We start from the raw sequence: 20,369 nt of genomic DNA, 5'->3' as shown, positions 1-20,369 counted from the left end.
AACGCTAATAGGAGGACGACATTTCCGTCGACAACGTACTCAGCGGAGTTCGGGTGCTCGAGGTCGCCGCATGGACATTCGTGCCGTCGGCAGGTGCGGTGCTCGCCGAGTGGGGTGCCGAAGTCATCAAGGTCGAGCCGCGTGACGGCGGTGATCCGCAGCGTGGCCTCGTCACCATGGGGATCGTCGACGAAGGTGGTGGCGCGGTCAACTACATGATCGAGATCCCGAATCGCGGCAAGAAATCGATCGCTATAGATCTGAGCACGCCGGGCGGCCGGGATGTGGTGCACGCACTGGCGAAGACCTGCGATGTGTTTCTGACCAGCTATCTGCCGGATCGCCGCCAAAAGTTCGGCATCGATGTCGACGACATCCGGCGCGTCAATCCGAGCATCGTGTACGTGCGGGGATCGGGTCACGGCCCCAAGGGGCCGGACGCCGACAAGCCGGGTTACGACGGTGTCTCCTACTGGGCGCGCGGTGGCATCGCCACCGTCCTGACCGAGGACGCTGATGAGCTCGTACGCTCACGTCCCGCATTCGGCGATCTTCTCGGCGGGATGACCATAGCCGGTGGTATCGCCGCTGCGCTGTACAAGAAGGTGACGACCGGCGAGGGATCGGTGGTGGACGTATCGCTACTCGGGCTTGCGGCCTGGAACCTCAGCCCGGACGTGGCGGTGAGTCAGATTCACGGCGGCAGCGCGATTCCCAAGTTCGGGCACGCGGATGCCCCCAACCCGCTGGTGGGGACGTACCGCACCAAGGACGGCCGCTACGTCCAGCTGATGATGCTGCAACTCGACAAGTTTTACGCCGAAGCGATGCGCGTGATCGGGCTTCCGGAACTGATCGATGACCCGCGATTCGCCGACCCCGCATCAAGGTTCGAGAACCGGGTCAGCCTCATCGCCCTGCTCGACGAGGCGTTCGCCGAGCGCACGCTTGCGCAATGGCGGGAGACTCTGGCAGCACTCTCGGGCGCGTGGGGCATTGTGCAGACCCCTGGCGAACTCTGCGAGGACCCCGCCGTCACAGCCAACGGATATGTGGCCCATACCCAGACGGTCAACGGCGTGCCGTTCGCGCTCCCCACCAATCCCGTTCAGTTCAACGAGCGCTCGGTTACTCCCGGTGGCGCGCCCGAGCACGGTCAGCACACCGAGGAAATCCTCATGGACGCCGGAATTGAGTGGGACACCATCGAAGAACTCAAGGAATCCGGAGCGATCCTGTGAATGCGCCCTCGAGCGAGGTCGATGGACGGCCCGTCGAATTCGACCCGTTCTCGCAGGACTTCTTCGACGGCGCATACGGCACCTACCGCCGCCTGCGCGACGAGGCGCCGGTCTACTACAGCGAGAAGTGGGACTTCTGGGCGCTGACGCGCTACGACGACGTGGCACCCGCCACGAAGGACCACGAGACCTTCTCGTCGGCCAAGGGCGCCACTCTCGACATGGTCAAGGCTCACGACGACGCCATCCCGGTGCCGAAGGTGATCATCTCGATGGATCCACCGGAGCATCAAAAGATGCGGCGACTGGTCAGCAACGTCTTCACCCCCCGTGCGATCGCCGCGCTGGAAGACATGGTCCGCGAGAAGGTTTACGAACGCATCGAAGCGCTGGACCCGGAGCAGTTCGACGTCGTCGCCGACTTCTCGGCGCTGTTTCCGAACGAGGTCATCACGACCATGCTCGGCGTGCCGAAGGAAGATCGCGACCAGATCCGCCGGTGGCTGGATCTCCTTCTCGAACGCCGTCCCGGTGAGATCGCCGTTCCCAGAGAGGGCTACGAAGCCTCGATGAACACCGGGCTCTACTATTACGACCTCGTACAGCAGCGTCGGGCAACGCCACAGGACGACATGATCAGCCGTCTCATCGAGACGGAGATCGAGCGCGACGGAGTGGTCGAAAAGCTCACCGACGTCGACATCACGGGATTCGCCACGATGCTCGGCGGCGCCGGCGCGGAAACGGTCACCAAGCTGGTGGGAAACGCGATGGTCGCATTCGCCGACTTTCCCGATCAGTGGCGGAAGCTTCGCACAGACCGCAGCAGGATTCCCGCGGCGGTCGAGGAACTACTGCGTTACGAAGCGCCATCGCAGTACCAGGTTCGCACGGCGACACGCGATATCGACTATTACGGCACCACGATCCCGAGAGATGCAGCCGTATTGCTCGTGACGGGGTCTGCCCTGCGCGACGAGCGGATGTTCGCCGATCCGGACCGAGTGGACATCGACCGCGAACGCAAGATGGGCTTCAACCTCGCCTTCGGTTACGGCATACACAGCTGTCTGGGGGCGGCATTGGCGCGCATGGAAAGCCGGATCGCGTTCGAGGCGCTGCTCGACCTGCTCCCCGAGTATGAGGTTGACCGCGACGGTCTCCGGCGGGTGGCGATGTCAAACGTATGCGGCTATTCGAATGTCCCTGTGCGCAGGACGCGCTGAGGCGGTCCATCAGTCCGGAAGCGCCGGTTGGACTGCGGTGAGACGGTTGAGCCGACCCCTGAACGCTTCGTTGTTCGAGGAAGGTGCGTCTGTACCCACCGCTTTGAGCGCATGGTGCTTGAAGGCGTACGCGGCGGAGCTGAGACGGTGTTTGAAGTCGGCCGCGGAAGCGGGTGCGGCAGGCCAGGTTCCGCCCCATGACGCCACGTCGGCGCCGTACCGCCGCGTGGCATCGGCGATGAAGCGGCGCACTCCGCGATGCTGGTGGTACATCGCGGCGGCAAACACGACTGCGTCCGGGCGATACGATTCGATATCGAAGGTGGGCGGCAGGGCATGGCCTGTGGCACCGAGGATTTGCAGTGCCTGTGCATGGGTTTGCGTCTCGAGGTAGATCGCGACGCGCCAGCCCGCGCGTAGGGCGTCGACGATGAGTCCGCCTGCCGCCGATACCGCGTCCGCCGTATCCGGCGCGAGGACGACGAGCCTGTAGGGCGCTGCGTGGTCCCGGTCCGGCGGGTGTCCCGTCCGTTTCGAGGTCGGCATCGGCGTTGCGGTCGCCACGGTGGGTTTCACCTTGACCCTCCTGGTGCGTACTGGCGGAAGCAGAAATACTCAGAATTGAGAATACAGATTTCCAGCAGGTCGCACCTGTCCGGCTTGTCCATGAGCGAATCCTGCTAGCGCCGGCGTCGACCGCTGTCGACGAATCCGTTCACGGCGTATGCGCGCACGAATTCGGCCACGGCATCGTCGCTGCGCATGTCGATCACCGCTGACGGAGTCGTGAACAGTGAGAACAACATTCGGGCGAACCACTCACATGCAGATGCCACATCAAGGTCCGAACGAACCTCGCCGGTCAGCTTGGCTGCGGTCACGTAAGGGGCCAGAAAATCGGCGCATTCCTTCAGGAGTGTGGCGGCGTTCTTGGTCATCATGAGGCTGACTTCCGCTGCGTCGAAGTACACCTCGGGTTCGACCACCCGACGCGCCTGGGCGACGAATACCGCGGCGCGCACCAACCGCCCCTCCAGCGTGCTGCCCCCGTGCCGGTCGATGGCCTTGGCCATGTTGCGGTAGAACCGTTGCGACGCCGCTTCGGCGCACGCTTCGACGATCGTCTCCTTGTCCCGGAAGTACTCGTAGAAGGTGCTGCGCGACACGTCGGCGGTGCGGGCGATGTCGACGATGGTCGTCTTGGCCAACCCCCGCGTGCGGAAGCAGGAGAAGGCGGCCGAGATGATGACATCCCGGGTGTCGACCTCCACCGATTGGGTCATGTCCGACGCCACCGCATGACATTAACCGCTCAGCGGTCCGGTGCCAGAATGAGGCCGCTGGTCGGTACACCGGTGCCCGAGGTCACCAACACATGTTCGACATCGTCGACCTGATTGTAGGAGGTGCCACGGACCTGACGGACGCCCTCGGTGATGCCGTTCATCCCGTGGATATAAGCCTCGCCCAGCAGGCCGCCGTTGGTGTTGATGGGCATCCTGCCGCCCAGCGAAAGCTCGTCGACGGACACGAAGTCCTTGGCCTCACCGCGTCCGCAGAACCCGAGCTCCTCGAGCTGCGTGAACACGAACGGGGTGAAGTGGTCGTAGAGGAACGCGGTCGAGATGTCGTCGGGCTTCAATCCGGAGTTGCGCCAGAGCTTGTCGCCGACCACGCCCATCTCAGGGAGGCCGGTGATGTCGTCACGGTAGTAACTTGTCATGACCTCGCCGTCGTACGCGGCGCCCTGGGCCGCGGCCGTGATCACGGCTGGCGGCTTGGCGAGATCGCGTGCCCGCTCGACACTGGTCACGACCATCGCCACCCCGCCATCGCTCTCCTGACAGCAGTCGAGCAGACGCAACACCGGTTCGATGATCCAGCGCGACTCCTGGTGCTGTTCGAGGGTGATCGGTTTCTCATAGAACCAGGCGTCGGGGTTCTTGGCCGCATGCTTGCGGTCGATGACGGAGATCTTGCCGAAGTCGGCGTTGGTGACGCCATACGTCGTCATGTACCGCTGCGCGTGTAGGGCCACCCAGGCCGCCGGCGTCATGAATCCGAACGGGGCATACGGTGCCATCCACAGCGGGGTGACGCCGGGTTGACGTCCGGCGCCGCCGAACCGAAACCCGGAGCGCTCGTTGAAAGCCCGGTAACAGACCACCGCCTCGGCCGCACCCGTCGCGACCGCCATCGCGGCCTGCATCACGGTGCCCGCCGCGGCGCCCCCTCCGTGCGGTACGCGGGTGAAGAAGGTGAGATTCTCGATGCCGACGTTGCGGGCGACCTCGATCTCTTCGTTCTCGTCGACGGTGAAGGTCACCATGCCGTCGATGTCCTTGGGGCTCAGGCCCGCATCCTCGATGGCCGCCTTGACCGCTTCGCAGGCCAGTTGCATTTCGGTCCGGCCGGACTCCTTGGAGAACTCTGTCTGTCCGATGCCGACGAGCGCAGCCCGGCCGCCGATGCCGTCTGTCACGAGACACCCTCGAGCAGGCTCAACACAGCCGTGCCCTTGACGTGATCACCCAGGCTGTTGGTGCCCTTGAAGGTGACCTCGATGAGCCCCTCGCCGTCCGCCGACGACTTGTCGGTGACGCTGCCCTCGAACCGCAGCGGGTCGTTCGGATAGGCGGGCACGCCGAGCCGGATGGACAGCTTCTTGACCATGGCTTCGGGCCCTGCCCAGTCATGCAAGAACTTCACGCACAGCCCGTTGGTCGTCAGGATGTTGAGGAAGATGTCTTTGGAGCCTTGGGAATTGGCGAAGTCACGGTCGTGGTGCACCGGCATGTAGTCACGCGATGCGATTGCGCCGGCGACGATCAGCGTGGTGGTGACGGGAACGTCCAGCGGCGTCACCTGGTCGCCGACGGTGACGTCGTTCCACGCGAGCGTGGTGGTGCGATTCAGGGTGGAGGTCATCGGTTTGGTCCTTCCGCGTATGCATTGCCGAGGCGGGCCAGCTGCTGTGACGCCGATCCGAACGCGAGTTCAATCTGCTTGGCCCACAAGAAGTAGCGGGACAGGGGATAGGTGACGTCGATGCCCATGCCGCCGTGTACCTGCTGAGCGGACGCGGTGACCCGCGCGCCTGCCTCGGCCGCCCAGAACTTGGCGATGGCCGCTTCGCGCTCGGCGGGCCTGCCCTCGGCGATCAGCCAGGCCGCGTGCCAGGTGGTCCAGCGGATCGCTTCGGTGTCGATGAATGCGTCGGCCAGACGTTGTTGTACGGCCTGGAACGACCCGATAGGGCGGCCGAACTGCTCACGCTCGCTGGTGTACGACGCGGCCAGCTTCAGCGCCCGGTCGGCGACCCCGACCTGCATCGCGCACAAACCCACCAGGGCTCTGCTGTACAACGCGCGGACGATGTCGGCATCGGCATTTTCAGTGAGCCGCGACCCGATGGCATCGGTCAACTCGACGTCGGCGAACGGCTCGCCGTTGGTCGTGGAGACAGGCGTCACATCCACGCCGCTGCCATCGGTTTCGATGACGAACAAGCCGGGTCCGTCGTCCGTCGCGGCCGATACGACGATGGCCGAAGCGATCTGCGCCGCGGGCACCAACTCTTTGACGCCGGTGAGCCGCCAGCCCTGCCCGTCAGCTCGTGCGGTGGTTCGCGGTGTGGCCGGATCCGAGCTGCCCGGTTCGGCCAGCGCCGCGGTCAACAGGCGGCTGCCGTCGACGACCCCGGACAGCCACCGCCGTTGAAGCTCCGAATCGCCGTGCCGGGCAATGGTATCGGCGCCGAGGACGAGCGTCGCGTACACCGGGACCGGCGCAACGCTGTACCCGACCTCGCTGAGCAGCACACCCAACTCGAGGAAACCACCGCCGGTACCGCCGACGGATTCGGGCAGCGCGATTCCGAGCAGGTCGGCCGCCGCCAACTCGGCCCACAGTGCAGCGTCGTACCGCACCTCGGCCGCTTCGAGCTCGGTCAAATGCTCCGGTGTGGCGCGGTGCTCGAAGAGCTGTCGGGCGACCTTGGCGACGGTCTCCTGCTCCTCGGTGAAGGTGAAATCCATGAGTGGCTTCCTCTAGTTCAGCGCGCCGGTCGAAACTGGTGCAACACCAGCTCTTCGCCGCTTGGCAGTGCCCCGAAGGTCTCGTAGAAGACCTCGACGGGCATTCCGACCTCGATCGCCTCTGGCTCTATGTCGCACAGGTTCGACACGATGCGAACGCCTTCGTCGAGTTCGATCAGCGCGACGACGTAGGGATACTCGAGGAAGGGCAGCGGCGGGTACTTCGGCATCACGAAGCTGTAGACCGTGCCCCGTCCGCTGGAAACGACGTAGTCCCAGTTGAGTGACTGGCAGCTACCGCACATCGGTCGCGGCGGAACACGGAAGGTCTTGCAGTCGGTACAGCGCTGGATGCGAAGCTCCTGCTCCTTGAGCCCTGACCAGAAGAACTCCGTGTCCGGACTGATGCTGGGAGCGAGTCTGCTGGCCATCGATCACTCGCCGCCCGTCTTGAACCGCAGGGTGCGAAACCATTGGCGACCGACGACTTCGCCGTTCTGATCGCGGTATGTGGTCACCCATGTGACAAAGAACCCGTTGCCCATGGCCGTCTTCTTCTCATCGGAGATCGAGTCGAAGACCGTCTCGGAGGTGATCTCATCGCCGACTCGCGGATAGCGCTCGATCTCGAACTCGGAGTTCGTTGCGATGATGCCGGTGTAGCCGGCGTCGGCGAGAAACTGCAGGGGATTCTCACCCTTCATCTCGATCGGCACACCGCCGCGCTCGTGGATGCCCTGCAGCTTTGGTGGCGGCATCGTCCAGGTCTGCAGCATCACCGGCGGTGACACGATGTCGCCGTAGCGGGAGTTCTTCGCGAACTCGGGGTCCAGGTAGGCCGGGTTCATGTCGCCCAGGGCGTACGCCCAGTGCCGGATCATCGCGGCATTCACCGGATCCGGCGCACGTACCGGCTTGCCGACACCGTCGGTGGGCTTGCCGATGAGCGCGTCGAGGCGCTCGCGCAGATCGGCTTTCGTCGTGTCGGTCACTGCAGGATTCCTTTCTCAGGACGCTCGCATGTCGCGGGGTGCGCGTGGCATTCCGAGACCCGCCATGGCGATGATGTCTCGTTGCAGTTCGTTTGCGCCGCCACCGAAGGTGTTGATGACGGCGAGACGGTAAGCGCTTTCGAGGTCACCCTTCAGAGGCGCGTCGGGGCCCTTCCGGGTTCCGGTCTGCCCGACGACATCGAGAAGCTCACGGGCCACCTGCTGAGTGAGTTCGGTTCCGAAAACCTTTGCCGCAGAGGCTTCTCCCATACCCAGTGCTCCGGAGCTCATGTTGCTGTTGACCCGCAGGTTCAACAATCGGTAGGCAGCGACCTGCGCCTCGACACGCGCGAGGGCCTGTTGGACCCACGGCTGGTCGATGACGCGTCCGTCGTCGAGCGGCGTGGTCCTGGCCCATTCGACGGTCTTGGCGAACAACGGTTCCAGCGCGCCGAGGTTGCCGAGCGCGGCGCGCTCCAGGTTCAGCTGGTTGGTCACCAGCTTCCAGCCCTGGTTCTCGCCGAGCACGATCGCGCTCTCGGGTACCCGCACATCGTCGTAGAACGTGTAGTAGGTCGACACACCCGGCATGGTGTGCAGGGGTTTCCACGAAAACCCCGGCGAGTCGGTGGGCACGATGAACACGGTGATGCCCTTGTGCTTCTTGGCTTCTGGATCGGTTCGCGCCGCCAGCCAGATGTAGTCGGCGAACTCCGCTCCACTGGTGAACATCTTCGAGCCGTTGATGACGAACTCATTGCCGTCACGCACCGCGGTGGTTCGCAACGAGGCGAGATCGCTTCCCGCCCCTGGCTCGGAGTAGCCGATCGCGAAGTCAACGGTGCCCTTCAGTATCGCGGGAAGGAACTTCTGCTTCTGTTCCTCGGTGCCGTATTGAATGAGGGTGGGGCCGACGGTGTTGAGCGTGATCATCGGCAACGGCGCATGCACGCGGCGCGCCTCCTCGCTGAAAATGTACTGCTCCAGCGCGGTCAGCCCCCGTCCGCCGTACTCCACCGGCCAAGCGACACCGAGCAGACCGGCCTCGCCGAGCGTGCGCCTGCACTCGGTCATCGCCGCGCCGCCCTCCATCAGGCCGGAGACCGCCGCACGCCGCTCCGGGGTCATCACCGCCTCGAGGCGCTCCCGGAACTCGGCCCGAAGTCGTTCTTGTTCGGGGGTGTAGTCGAAGTCCATCACACGCTCGCTTTCAGGCGCACCGGCATGCGTTTGACGCCCGGCACCATCGTGGCGCGCAGGCGGGTCACGTCCCCGGTGAGCTCAATGCTCGGATAGGTACCGAAGAGCACCTCGAACATAATCCTGGCTTCGAGCCTTGCCAGTTGAGCGCCGAGACACGCATGCTCACCGGCGCCGAAGGCGATGTGCGGGTTCGGGTTCCGGGTGATGTCGAACTCCTCGCTCGTGGGTCCGAAGACCTCCTCATCCCGGTTGGCCGCGCCGTACAGCATCACCACCGTGTCACCGGCCCGGATCTTCTGTCCTCGGATTTCGACGTCGGCGGTGGCTCTGCGCGCCATGTGGGTCACCGGACTGGTGAAGCGCAGCATCTCCTCGACCGCGCATGTCAGCAGTGTCGGATCAGAACGAAGCAGTGCGAACTGATCGGGATGATTCAGCAGCATCGCCGTACCGAGCGCAATCAGGTTGCGGGTGGTCTCGTTGCCTGCCACCAGGAGAAGGAATGAGAAGTTGAGCAGGTCGGCATCGGTGAGGCGTTCCCCGTCGACTTCGGCGGCGGCCAGGATGCTCAACAGATCGTCCTGTCCGGTTACCTCGCCGGAGCGCCGGGCCTCGATCAGTTTGGTGAAGTATTCGTACAGCTCACCGAGCGCCACCAGGTGGTCCAGCTCGATGTCGGGGTCGGCGGTGCCGACGGCGGCATCGGACCAGGTGCGGAACTTCTCCCAGTCTTCCGGTGCGGCGCCCAGCATTTCGGCGATCATCCGGGTGGGTAGGGGAGCCGCGATCTCTTCGGCGAACTCATACTCGCGGGAGGGGTCGATGCCGTCGACTATGCCGTCGACGATGCTGCGGATCGTGGGCTCCAGCAACGACACTTGACGCCGGGTGAACCCCGCGTTGATGAGCTTGCGCAGCTGCCGGTGTCGCGGCGGATCGGTGAAGATCAGGTTGCCCTCTTGGACGGGCTCGGGCTGGCTGGGATCCGGAATCGTGATGCCGCGCGTAGACGAGAACAACATCGGATGGCCGGAGACGAAGCGCACGTCTTCGTATTTGGTCAGCGCCCAGAAGTTCGTGACGTCGTTCCACACCACCGGACTCGTCTCGCGCAATTCCCGGTAGGCCGGGTACGGGTCGCCGGCGTAGAAGTCCGGAGAGTGCAGAGGGTGAGCGGAGGTGGGTCGGGGCGTCGATTCCGTAGGCACGCAGACTCTCCTCAACACATCGGGCATCGGACAGATCAAACACAAATGTCCGGTCGAACTGTGTCTACAGCACATAAGATCACCGTGTCAATGCACATCACCGCAGGACAACCGCCCCAGACGTTGACTCGGCCAACCTCGCGGGTGTACACACAAGGCGCAGATGTCGGGCATTTCGATAACCCGGGGACGACTCGACAGCCCGCAGCCGTAAAGCAGGAAGGTCCAGTGATCTGATGGCCGCATCCACCCTCGTCGACGACTATGACCTCTACATCAACGGCAGCTGGGTGAAACCGGAAAGCGGCCGATATGCAGTCGTCGATCCGGCCACGGAGGCTGTCATCGCGTCGGCGCCCGACGCCGGGGTTGCGCAGGTCGGACAGGCGATCGCCGCCGCGCGAAGCGCATTCGACACCGGGCCCTGGGTGACGACCACACCGCAGGAGCGGTCCCGGTGCCTGCAGCAATTGAGTGACGCGCTCCTCGCCCATGGCGACGAGATCTACGCGCTCGCGCGGGCTGAGTGGGGTTGCACGGCAAACGAACGTCTGATCCACGTTGACGGCCCCGCATTCATGGCGGGGCACTCCGCGGAACTCGCGCTCGAGCCGGCTGAGGCGCCGATGGACGCGTGGGGGGCGGCGGGTACCACGCTATTGCGGTACGAACCTCTCGGCGTGGTGGCGATCATGACGCCGTGGAACTTTCCCCACACCCTCAACGTGATGAAAGTGGGTGCGGCGCTGGCCGCGGGCAACACTGTCGTGTTGAAGCCGTCACCGCTGACGCCGCTCGCCGGCTTGGCCCTGGCACGGATCATCGACGACGAGACCGATATTCCGCCCGGGGTCGTCAACGTCGTCACTCCCACCGGCATCGACGCGAGCAAGGCGCTGACCCTGGACCCGCGGGTAGACATGGTGAGCTTCACCGGCAGCTCCGCGGTCGGCCGCGACGTGATGGCGGGCGCGGCGAGGACGATGAAACGGATCCTGCTCGAATGCGGCGGCAAGTCGGCCTCGGTTCTGCTCGACGATGTCGAAGTCACCGACGAACTCCTGGAACGGCTGTTGTTCGAAGGGTGCACGCTCCATGCGGGGCAGGCGTGCATCCTCAACAGCCGGCTCGTGGTGCCCGCCGCACTGCACGACGACGTCGTCACCCGGCTCGCCGATCTGGCGCGTGCGGTGACGGTCGGCAATCCCGCCGACGACGGGGTGGGCATGGGGCCGCTGATCAGCAGGGAGCATCTCGAGCGCGTGGAGGGTTTCGTCCGACGGGCGGAGTCCGACGGCGCGAAGGTGGTGGCCGGCGGAGGGCGCCCCGAAAACCACTCGCAGGGCTTCTATTTCGAGCCGACAATTCTCACCGACACCAGCCCCGATTCGTACATTGCGCAGGAGGAGGTGTTCGGGCCGGTGCTGACCGTTCTGCGCTATGACGGCGACGACGAGGCGGTGGCCGTGGCGAACAACTCGGCGTACGGGCTCGGCGGTGCGGTGTGGGGCGCCGATATCGAACGCGCCGTCGGCATCGCACGACGTATCAGGACGGGCCAGGTCTCGATCAACGGCACGATCCCCGGCGACGCTCCGTTCGGCGGTTTCAAACAGAGCGGCATCGGTCGTGAGGGCGGGGTCATGGGATTACGTGCGTATATGGAGCCCAAGGCGATCGGGGTTCCGGCGTGAGCGAAGCCCTGGCCGGACTGCGGGTCGTCGAACTGGGCAGCGACATCGCGGCGCCGTACTGCGCCAAGCTCCTGACCGATCTCGGTGCCGATGTGTGCAAGATCGAGCCGCCGACGGGTGATCCGCTGCGCGCCTGGGGGCCCGGCGGCGGACTATTCGAGTACCTCAATGCCGGAAAATACGGTCTGACACTGGATTTCAGTACAGCAGCGGGTATCGAACAAGCTCACGAGCTAATCGCCCAGGCCGACCTCCTGGTCGAGGATCTGGCCGCTGGGTCAGCCGAGCGTTTCGACTGGGGGCTGGATCGCGATTCGTTGCAACGGATCAACCCCGGCCTCGCCGTCGTGAGGATCTCGGACTACGGGCAGGACGGTCCCCGGCGTGACCGCCCGTCGACATCACTGACCCTGCAGGCGGCGTCGGGGTGGGTGAACGTCAGGGAGTTCGGCCGAACGCCCGTGCAGGCCGGAGCGCGCATACCCGAATACATCGCGGGAGGCTACGCGGCACTCGCGGCGCTGACCGCTCTACGCATCGCGGACGTCGAACCGGGTCGGCTCGTGGAGGTCGACGTCTCGGCGTTCGAGTCGTTGTTGTGTACGCTGCCCTATCCGATGCTGCTGGCCGAGCGGCTGAAAAGCATGGGGCTGCCGACCAACTCGAAGGCAGCACCGATGTTGGGCATCGTCCGCGCGGCTGACGGCTGGATCGGCATCAACTGTCTGACCGGACAGCACTGGCTGGACGTCTGCGCGATGATGGGGCTCCCCGAATTCGGCGAACACCAGCTCGCGATCATGTTGGGGGGGCCCGAGCGCGATGAGTTCTTCGCGAAGGCGCAGCCCTGGCTGGACTCGATCTCGGTTGGCGATCTCGTCGAGCTGAGTCAGGCCATGCGGATTCCGGCCGCCCCCATCAACGACGGCTCATCGATCCAGGACTGCCCGCAGTACCGCGACCGCGGCTTCTTCGTCGACGGCGGACCCGAGGACGCACGGTTTCGACGGCCAGGGGCGCCGTTTCGGTTGTCGAGGACGCTAGTGGGTGCGTCGCGGCCCGCGCCGCCCCTCGGCGCGGAGGCCACCGTGCAGTGGGAGACCCGCGGGGAACGCGACACTGCGAATGTCGGCGACGCGACAAGCCCGTTCTCCGGATTGAAAGTCTTTGACCTCAGCACGTTCTGGGCCGGTGCGTACCTCACCTGCTATCTCGGCGCGTTCGGCGCCGACGTCGTCAAGGTCGAGTCGATCCAGCGGCCCGATGGGCATCGGTATTCGGGTTCGCTACTGCGCAACAGCGACGACTGGTACGAGATCGGGCCGCTGTGGCAGGGCACGAACCTCAACAAGCGCGACATCACCCTCGACCTCGGGACCGACGCCGGCCGGGAGTTGGCATTGCGCCTCGCGGCCGACGCCGACGTGGTGATCGAGAACTTCTCGCCGCGGGTGGTCGAACAGTTCGGGTTGGACTACGACTCACTGGTCCAGATCAACCCGGGTGTGGTCATGGTGCGCATGCCCGGGTTCGGGCTCGAGGGTCCGTGGCGGGACTACGTCGGCTGGGCCCTGAACATCGAACAGCTCGCCGGGATGTCCGCGGTGACCGGCTACGCCGACGGTCCCCCGTGCAACCTGCAGGGTCCGGCCGACCCGATCGCAGGTGTCCATGCCACGGTGGCGCTCCTCGCAGCGCTCGAACACCGGCGCCGAACCGGTGAGGGCCAGCTGATCGAGGTGGCGCAGATCGAGGTCGGCGCGGCGGTGACGGCCGAACCCGTGATCGAGTATTCGTTGACGGGACGTGTGCACGAACGCGAGGGCAACCGGCACCGCCGTTATACACAAGGCGTCTACGCCGTTGCGGGAGAGGATGATTGGATCGCACTTTCGGTGCGCGACGACGCTGACTGGGCAGCCGTGACCGACGTGATCGGCCGCCCCGAATTGCGCGAGGACCCAAGATTCGCGTCAGCGGAGGCACGGTTGGGCCACCACGACGAGTTCGACGAGGTGATCGCCGAGTGCGCGGCCACACGGCAGGCCGACGATTTCGCCGAAGCCTTGCTTCAACGCGGCGTGCCTGCGCAGCGGCTGATGACGGCCGACCGGATGTACGACATCGACCAACTCGACGCGCGCGGGTTCTATGAAGACCTGGACCATCGGATCGCCGGTCGGCAGCGGTACCCCGGATGGCCTTTTCGGATCACGCCGGGGCCGTCGCGCCACCACCGCACCCCGTCACCGACTCTCGGGCAACACAACGACGAGGTACTCGGCGCGCTGGGCCTTACCGGCGAGGAGATCTCGTCCCTGCGCGATCGGCGCGTCATCGGCGAACGGATCCTGAACGCCTGACTTCCCTGCGCGAGCAACTGCTTCTGCCGGTTTTGCGGTTTCATACGCGACGCGCCGGGCCAGCCGTATGAAACCGCACAATCGCGGCTGCCCAGCTGCGCGCAATGACGACCTAGTCGACCATCGCGGCGATGGTGTCGACGACGCAGGCCGGCCGTTCGGAGCCTTCGACCTCGACGGTGACCCGCACCGTGGCCCTGGCGCCGTTGTTGGTGCGCTCCACCTTGATCAACTCGGCGCCTCCGCGGATGCGTGAGTCGACCGGAACGGGTGCCGGGAACCGCAGTTTGTCCACGCCGTAATTGACCTGCATCGACAAGCCGGTCACCTTGTAGATCTGTTGGACGAGAACGGGTACCAGCGACAGTGTGAGATAGCCATGGGCAATCGTCTTGCCGTAGGGCCCGTTCGCCGCCTTCTCGGCGTCCACGTGGATCCACTGGTGGTCCCCCGTCGCCTCGGCGAACAGGTCGATCTCTTTCTGGGTGACCTGGCGCCATTCGCTGTACCCCAGATGCTCGCCCACGTGCTCTTCGAAGGCGGCGATTCCGTCGTACTCCGTCGGCGAAGCGGTTGTCTGCGTCATGCCGGGACCGTTTGAAGGCCCAGTTGCTCGATGGCATTGCCGCCCATGATCTTTGCCTTGGCGGTCTCGGAGATGCCGTCGAGGCGGTCGACAAAACTCAGCGGGTCGCCGATGCCCTCGGGGTGGGGAAAGTCCGAGCCGAACATCACGTGGTCTTCACCCATGATCTCGATGATTCCCTTGATGTCGTCCTCGAGGAACGGGTGGATGTAGACGTTGCGTTTGAACACCTCGACAGGATGCTCGTCGAACTCCTTGGGCATCGTCCGGTAGGCCTTGTCCAACAGGCGCAGAAGGTTTCGCACCCAGCCGCTGCCGTTCTCTACCACGAGTACCTTCAGGTCGGGGAAGCGCGAGAGCGCACCGTGGCAGATCAGGGCGGCCAGGGTGTCTTCCATCGCCCGGAAGCCCATCACCACCTCGCGCAGCGCGCTGGGCTTGAACGACAGGTACTCGTCGCCGCCCTCCCATTCCATGAGGTGCTTCTGGTAGCCGCTGTCTGCCGCGTGGAACGTCACGGGAATGCCGGCGTCGACGACCTCCTGCCAGAACGGGTCGAACTCCGGCAGGCCCATCGATCGCGAACCCCCGAACCGGTTCGGGACCGGCGCGGGCCGCACGAGGAAGGTCTTCATGCCGCGCTCGAGGCACCAGCGGAACTCCTTGATGGCCTCGTCGACCAGCGGCAGACAGATCACCGGCGTGGCGAAGATCCGGTCGCGGTAATTGAACGTCCAGTGTTCGTGCATCCACTCGTTGAGGGCGTGGATGATCGCATGGGTCAGGACGACGTCGTCGGTGGTGCGTTCCTCGATGAGGCTCGCCAGCGTGGGGTACATGACGCACTGGTCGATGCCGAGTTCGTCCATCAGCTCCAGCCGGGGTGCGGGCGCCTGGAACGCTGGGATGACATCCATTGGCTCCCCGATGAATTCGCGGAAGTTCAGCCCCTCGGGGTTGTTGCCGAGGAAGTAGTCCTCGGCACTGCCGGGCCTGGCCACCCGCTCGAACGTCGGGTTCGGGATCATGTGGCTGATGTGGTCCTTGACGACCAACTTGGGCCGTCCGTTGACCTCGACGTAGCCGACCTTGCCGCGGTGCTCCTTCGGCAGGTACTTGGTGAGCGCGTCGGTGGTCTCGTACATGTGGTTGTCGATGTCGAAGACCGGGTACGGCAGGGACCGAGTAGGCATGTGGCCGACCTCCTAGGAGCAGCGAATATGAGCATTTACGGCTAGTGAGAATGACGTTATCACCATGCGATCGCGACATCCATATCGGCTCAGGTGCCGATCTCCTTCCAGGCTTGAACGACGTCGTCCGTCGTCGTCACCGTCGCGAGCAGCGCCAGCGTGTTGTCGATGACCGACTCCGCGTACTCGCGCGGATACCCACTCACCGCATCGCGGGGCAGCACGAACTGGTAGCTGCGGTTGACCGCATCCATGACGAAGTTCGGGATGGCTATGTTGACCGAGACGCCGACGCCCACAATAGTTTTGATGTTCAAGTTCCGGAGAACTGAGTCGAGGTCCGTGCCGGTCATGGGCCCGACGCCATGCAGGCGGGTGAGGACGATGTCGCTGGGTGCCTGACCCAGTTCGGGCAGCACGGAGGCGCCCGGGCTTCCGGGGGTCAGGTCTGCGGCGAAAGACTTACCCGCCATGAACAACCTGGCGTTGGTGTTCGAACCGCGGTTGTCCGGGCGCTTCTGAATCAGGCAATGCACCACTGTCGCCCCGGCCGCGCGGGCCGCATCGAGCAGCCTCGCAATGTTCGGGATCGCCTCGCGGCGTGCCTCTTCAGCGAGCATCGGCAGACCGGCCTGCGGGCCGATCACTCCCCCCTGGCACTCCTGGGTGACCAGCGCGGTCGTGGCGGGATTGAGGAGGTCCTGCAGGCGTGGTTGCGGCATGAGAACACACGTTATCGTGCAGCGGCAATTGTGTTTACTTCGGAGGAGAAATGGACACCTGGGAGCTCGAGGTTCGAGAGTCGGTTCGGCAGACGTTATCCGACTACACCGCGTCCACCGATCGGTTCGATCTCCGTGCGCTGGCGCAGTGCTTCGAGCCCGACGGCGTCCTCGAGTTCAGCGGTGGTGACGAGCCGCTGAAGGGCCCAGACGCGATCGAAGCGGGTCTCGGTGCCGCCATCGCCGGGGAGCCGGATACCGGGCGCCCAGCGCTGTCTCACGTCCGCCACCATGTATCGAGTATCCGGTTCGGGCAGGTGGCGCGTGATCGCGTCGAAGTGAGCAGCTATTTCGCCGTGCACACAGACATCGGACTCGACCATTGGGGCCGGTACCGAGACGTCCTGGTGCCCCGCGACACCCGATGGCTGTTCGCGCACAGGCGCATCAGTGTCGACGGGTTTGCAACGGGAAGCCTTATGCGATGAATTCCTTGGCGAACGCCCGCGCGTGATCGATCACCTCGGGGCGATCGGCACCCTGAGGGGCGATGGTCAGCCACGTCACGCCCATGGCTTCGAGCTTCGCGATGGTGGCGTGCCGTTCGTCGGAGGACTTGCTGTCGTCGAGCAGGTTGCCCGCAGAGAAACAGATGTCCAGCGGCTCGGTTCGACCGACTTCAGCAGCGTATTTCTTCGCCCACACGATCGCGGCTTCCAGGTCCTCGATGGAGGAGATCTCCGCGGTTCGTGACGCCGCCGCGTAGCCGAACGTGTTGAACGGCGCCCAACCCTGGGCGCGAGACACCGCGCGACGCACGGCAGGCTTGCTGTTCCCGCCCACCCAGACGGGCGGGGCCGCAGGCACCGGGCGCAGGCGGACACCGCGCGCGGCGAACGATGTCCCTTCGTAGGCGACGTCATCACCGGTCATCACGTGGCTTAGAACGTCGAGCGCCTCATCCAGCAGCGCACCTCGGGCGTCGAAATCGATTCCGAGCGCTCTGAACTCCGGTTTCAGATAGCCGGCGGCCGTGCCGAGGATGAGGCGGCCGCCGGACAGGACAGCGAGGCTCTGAATCGACTTCGCACCCAGGAACGGGTTGCGATAGGCGGCGATGTAGACGTTGGTCAGCAGTTTCACGTCGGTGGTGGCCGCGGCGGCGAACGAAAGCGCGACGAACGGATCAAGGGCGTGGTGCCCGCCGTGGTCGAGCCACTTGGCATCGGGTGCCGGGTGGTCGGTGACGTGTACAGCGGCGAATCCGCTGGACTCGGCGGCGCGCGCGATCTCGGCGATCGCTTCGGCATTGACGAACTCCGATGCCTCCTCCACCCGCTGAGTGGGGAGTTCAAGCGAATATGAAACGGTCACGGTCGTCCTTCCGGCTAGTGGCTTGATGATGTGACGAGGTCCGCCAGGCGTTGTGCGTGGTAGGCGGGGGTACCGAAGATCAGTTGGCTGGCCTTCGCGCGACGGACGTAGAGGTGTGCGTCGTGCTCCCAGGTGAATCCGATGCCGCCGTGAATCCGCATGTTGTCCAGCGCCACCTGAAGAAACGCTTCTGAACAGGCCATCTTGGCCACCGAAGCCGCCACCGCTCGCTCCTCACCTTCAGGCAGTCCGGCGGCGTGCCACACGGCCGATCGCGCCCCCTCGACCAGCACGAGCATGTCTGCGCACCGATGTTTGACGGCCTGGAAGCTGCCGATGGCACGGCCGAATTGGATGCGTTCTTTCGCGTAGTCCACGGCCATATCGAGGCAGCGCTGCGCCGCTCCGAGTTGTTCTGAGGCCAGGGCGATGACGGCGACCCGGTATGCGCTCTCGAGGGCGGCCGCGACGGTGCCGTCGGTGCCGATGAGCCGCGCGGCGACGCCGTCGAAGCTCAGCTTGGCGATCTTGCGTGTCCGGTCGAGCGTCGTCAACGGTTCGCGGCCCAGCCCGTCGGCGTCCCCGTCCACCGCGAACAGCGAGATGCCTGAAGCTGTATTTGCCGCAACGAGAACGGTATTCGCCGTGTAACCGTCGAGGACCCGTTCGGCGACTCCGTCGATCCGGCTGTGGCCGCCGTCAGTGCGTGCCGTCAGCGTGACGGCGTTCGGCTCCCACGCATCGAGGGTTCCGTTCAGAACGACGGTGGCGGTCCTCGATCCGACGACAAGTTCGGGTAGATACTCCCGCATTGCGACCGTGTCACCGCTGGCGAGAAGCGTCGGGATCGCGAGCGCGACGGTGGAGAAGAACGGGGCGCACAGCAGGGCCGCGCCCATCTCCTCGAAGACGACCGCGAGTTCGGGCAGGCCCGCGCCCGCGCCCCCGAACTCCTCGGGCACGGCGATCGCTGCCAGGCCGAGGTCGGCGGTCAACTCGCGCCAGACCCGCTCGTCATAGCCGGGCTGAGAATCCATCGCGGCTCGAACGGCGCTGCTCGGCGACCTGGCGGTGAGAAAATCGCGGACTGCTTCGCGCAGGTCGTGGTGATCGACCGCCTCAGCGGTGGACATAGATACCTCCCGCCGCGGCGAATACCGTTGCTGCAGTCATCTTTTCCTTCCGCACTGACGCGGTGAACCTCTCCTGGGGCGAATGGTCCAACGGAGACGACATCGGATCGAGACAACCCCGGATAGGCATTCTCGATCGAGGATAGTATCTTTTCCTGAAAGAGAGAATAATCATTCTCGCACGAAGGGGCGGCGCGGTGACCACCATTGATTACGGCATTTTCGACTGCGACACGCACTGCTATGAGACGCGCGATGCTTTCACCAGGTACCTTCCCGCGGAGTTCAAGGACCGTGCCATCACGACCGTGCGGGGGGCCGACGGCGTTGAGGTGATTCTCGCCGGTCACCGCGTTGCGACGTTCAACAGCGAGGGCGGCCTCGGTCTGGATGTGGCGTACCGCCCCGGTTCGCTGAAGGAGATGCTCCGCCAGATGGGGTCGGGTAACCCCGAGGAGTCCTACGAGCCGCAACCCATGCAGCCGGAGTACGTCGAACGTTCGGCGCGGCTCGCGGTGATGGCCAAGCAGAACGTCGAACGGATGGTGATCTATCCGAGCGGAATGGCACTGGCCGCCGAACACTACGTCGACGACACAGCGGCGCTGTACGCGAACCTGCGGTCGTTCAACCGCTGGATCGACGACGAATGGGGCTTCGACTTCGAGGGCCGCATCTATGCGACCGCGCTGTTGTCTCTGCGCGATCTCGACTCCGCGATCGCCGAGACCGAGGCGATCATCGCTGAAGGTGCGAAGTTCGTGATGCTGCCGACCGGGCCCGCCTACGGGCGGTCGCCGGGCGATCCGTATTTCGACCCGGTCTACGCGCGGCTGCAGGAAGCCGGCTGCGTGCTCGTGTACCACATCATGCCGTTCTGGTACTTCAACGCGATCTCGCCTGCCTGGGGGCATAACCCCGACCCGGCGTCCTGGCACATGTCGGCGTGGCAGTGGATGAACATCTACGGTCAGCGCCCGATCGAGGACACGCTCTCAGCGTTGATCTTCGACAATCTGTTCGGCCGCTTCCCGAAACTCAACGCGTTGGTCGCCGAGCACGGCGCCGAGTGGGTGCCGTTCTTTCTCAAGCACATGGACAAGAGTCGCGGCATGGGGCGCAACGGCCCATGGATCGGAGGCAAGCTGACCGAGCGGCCGTCCAGGATCTTCCGACAGCACGTCCGCGTCGTGCCGTACCCCGAGGACGACATCCCGGGCATCGTTTCCAGCCTGGGGTACGACGACGTGTTGGTGATGGGTTCGGACTTCCCGCACGCCGAGGGGCTGGCCGAACCGGCGGACTTCCTCAAACTCCTCGACCCGCTCGATGACGCGGCGAAGCGTCGCATCATGCGCGACAACGCCGAACATCTGCTGCTGCGGAGCTGACCACCG

Annotated in this window: 20 protein-coding genes; 6 read left to right on the top strand and 14 right to left on the bottom strand. The window is 64.9% G+C overall.

The window, feature by feature from the left end:
- The first annotated feature begins 20 nt into the window (after positions 1-20).
- Both CEX88_RS05165 and CEX88_RS05160 read left to right on the top strand, forming a co-directional pair.
- Positions 21-1,241 (top strand): CaiB/BaiF CoA transferase family protein, encoded by a 1,221-nt coding sequence (locus CEX88_RS05165; RefSeq protein ID WP_094292651.1) that lies wholly within the window; start codon positions 21-23, stop codon positions 1,239-1,241.
- Positions 1,238-2,467: a cytochrome P450 gene (locus CEX88_RS05160; protein WP_094292650.1), complete on the top strand. Its 1,230-nt coding sequence runs from the start codon at positions 1,238-1,240 to the stop codon at positions 2,465-2,467. The genes CEX88_RS05165 and CEX88_RS05160 overlap by 4 nt, the downstream gene beginning before the upstream one ends.
- 9 nt (positions 2,468-2,476) lie before the next feature.
- On the opposite strand, the gene CEX88_RS05155 is transcribed toward CEX88_RS05160, so the two are convergent.
- The 9 genes from CEX88_RS05155 to CEX88_RS05115 form a co-directional block, all read right to left on the bottom strand.
- A complete protein-coding gene (locus tag CEX88_RS05155; RefSeq protein WP_126315909.1) occupies positions 2,477-3,031 on the bottom strand; it encodes a hypothetical protein in 555 nt (184 codons plus the stop codon).
- A gap of 116 nt (positions 3,032-3,147) precedes the next feature.
- Entirely contained in the window at positions 3,148-3,750 is a 603-nt protein-coding gene (locus CEX88_RS05150; protein ID WP_066848347.1) for a TetR/AcrR family transcriptional regulator, read from the bottom strand.
- Positions 3,751-3,779: 29 nt separating this feature from the next.
- Positions 3,780-4,949, bottom strand: coding sequence for a lipid-transfer protein (locus CEX88_RS05145; RefSeq protein ID WP_094292649.1), 1,170 nt, complete (start codon positions 4,947-4,949; stop codon positions 3,780-3,782).
- Positions 4,946-5,395: a MaoC family dehydratase gene (locus CEX88_RS05140; RefSeq protein ID WP_094287179.1), complete on the bottom strand. Its 450-nt coding sequence runs from the start codon at positions 5,393-5,395 to the stop codon at positions 4,946-4,948. Before CEX88_RS05140 ends, CEX88_RS05145 begins: the two co-directional genes overlap by 4 nt.
- The gene (locus CEX88_RS05135; RefSeq protein ID WP_094292648.1) at positions 5,392-6,504 is read right to left on the bottom strand and encodes an acyl-CoA dehydrogenase family protein; all 1,113 of its coding nucleotides are present in this window, start codon (positions 6,502-6,504) and stop codon (positions 5,392-5,394) included. The genes CEX88_RS05140 and CEX88_RS05135 overlap by 4 nt, the downstream gene beginning before the upstream one ends.
- A gap of 17 nt (positions 6,505-6,521) precedes the next feature.
- A complete protein-coding gene (locus CEX88_RS05130; protein ID WP_094292647.1) occupies positions 6,522-6,935 on the bottom strand; it encodes a Zn-ribbon domain-containing OB-fold protein in 414 nt (137 codons plus the stop codon).
- Between the two features lie 3 nt (positions 6,936-6,938).
- Positions 6,939-7,496, bottom strand: coding sequence for an FAS1-like dehydratase domain-containing protein (locus CEX88_RS05125; protein WP_094292646.1), 558 nt, complete (start codon positions 7,494-7,496; stop codon positions 6,939-6,941).
- Positions 7,497-7,511: 15 nt separating this feature from the next.
- Complete coding sequence (locus CEX88_RS05120; RefSeq protein WP_094292645.1) at positions 7,512-8,693, bottom strand: acyl-CoA dehydrogenase family protein; 1,182 nt, start codon at positions 8,691-8,693, stop codon at positions 7,512-7,514.
- Complete coding sequence (locus CEX88_RS05115) at positions 8,693-9,865, bottom strand: cytochrome P450 (RefSeq protein ID WP_094292823.1); 1,173 nt, start codon at positions 9,863-9,865, stop codon at positions 8,693-8,695. The genes CEX88_RS05120 and CEX88_RS05115 overlap by 1 nt, the downstream gene beginning before the upstream one ends.
- Before the next feature lie 278 nt (positions 9,866-10,143).
- Here CEX88_RS05115 and CEX88_RS05110 point away from each other — a divergent pair, with 278 nt between their 5' ends.
- The gene (locus CEX88_RS05110) at positions 10,144-11,601 is read left to right on the top strand and encodes an aldehyde dehydrogenase family protein (protein WP_094292644.1); all 1,458 of its coding nucleotides are present in this window, start codon (positions 10,144-10,146) and stop codon (positions 11,599-11,601) included.
- Positions 11,598-13,964 (top strand): CaiB/BaiF CoA transferase family protein, encoded by a 2,367-nt coding sequence (locus tag CEX88_RS05105; protein WP_094292643.1) that lies wholly within the window; start codon positions 11,598-11,600, stop codon positions 13,962-13,964. The genes CEX88_RS05110 and CEX88_RS05105 overlap by 4 nt, the downstream gene beginning before the upstream one ends.
- A gap of 112 nt (positions 13,965-14,076) precedes the next feature.
- On the opposite strand, the gene CEX88_RS05100 is transcribed toward CEX88_RS05105, so the two are convergent.
- The 3 genes from CEX88_RS05100 to CEX88_RS05090 form a co-directional block, all read right to left on the bottom strand.
- Positions 14,077-14,550, bottom strand: a complete 474-nt coding sequence (locus tag CEX88_RS05100; RefSeq protein ID WP_094292642.1) for a MaoC family dehydratase — start codon at positions 14,548-14,550, stop codon at positions 14,077-14,079.
- On the bottom strand, positions 14,547-15,743 hold the full coding sequence (locus CEX88_RS05095) for an amidohydrolase family protein (protein WP_066847906.1): 1,197 nt from the start codon (positions 15,741-15,743) through the stop codon (positions 14,547-14,549). The genes CEX88_RS05100 and CEX88_RS05095 overlap by 4 nt, the downstream gene beginning before the upstream one ends.
- An 89-nt stretch (positions 15,744-15,832) precedes the next feature.
- Positions 15,833-16,465: a cysteine hydrolase family protein gene (locus CEX88_RS05090; RefSeq protein ID WP_068192729.1), complete on the bottom strand. Its 633-nt coding sequence runs from the start codon at positions 16,463-16,465 to the stop codon at positions 15,833-15,835.
- 50 nt (positions 16,466-16,515) lie between these two features.
- On the opposite strand from CEX88_RS05090, the gene CEX88_RS05085 reads away from it, so the two are divergent.
- Complete coding sequence (locus CEX88_RS05085) at positions 16,516-16,953, top strand: nuclear transport factor 2 family protein (RefSeq protein WP_094292641.1); 438 nt, start codon at positions 16,516-16,518, stop codon at positions 16,951-16,953.
- Here CEX88_RS05085 and CEX88_RS05080 read toward each other — a convergent pair.
- Both CEX88_RS05080 and CEX88_RS05075 read right to left on the bottom strand, forming a co-directional pair.
- Positions 16,943-17,839, bottom strand: coding sequence for a TIGR03619 family F420-dependent LLM class oxidoreductase (locus CEX88_RS05080; protein ID WP_094292640.1), 897 nt, complete (start codon positions 17,837-17,839; stop codon positions 16,943-16,945). The genes CEX88_RS05085 and CEX88_RS05080 overlap by 11 nt on opposite strands.
- A gap of 14 nt (positions 17,840-17,853) precedes the next feature.
- The gene (locus CEX88_RS05075; RefSeq protein ID WP_094292639.1) at positions 17,854-18,972 is read right to left on the bottom strand and encodes an acyl-CoA dehydrogenase family protein; all 1,119 of its coding nucleotides are present in this window, start codon (positions 18,970-18,972) and stop codon (positions 17,854-17,856) included.
- 197 nt (positions 18,973-19,169) lie between these two features.
- On the opposite strand from CEX88_RS05075, the gene CEX88_RS05070 reads away from it, so the two are divergent.
- Complete coding sequence (locus CEX88_RS05070; RefSeq protein WP_066847891.1) at positions 19,170-20,363, top strand: amidohydrolase family protein; 1,194 nt, start codon at positions 19,170-19,172, stop codon at positions 20,361-20,363.
- Positions 20,364-20,369: the final 6 nt, after the last annotated feature.

The organism is Mycobacterium neumannii (genome assembly GCF_002245615.1).
In the GTDB taxonomy this organism is placed as follows: domain Bacteria; phylum Actinomycetota; class Actinomycetes; order Mycobacteriales; family Mycobacteriaceae; genus Mycobacterium; species Mycobacterium neumannii_A.
The sequence above is the reverse complement of the archived record's forward strand: the minus strand, read 5'-3'. Positions and strand labels throughout refer to the sequence as shown.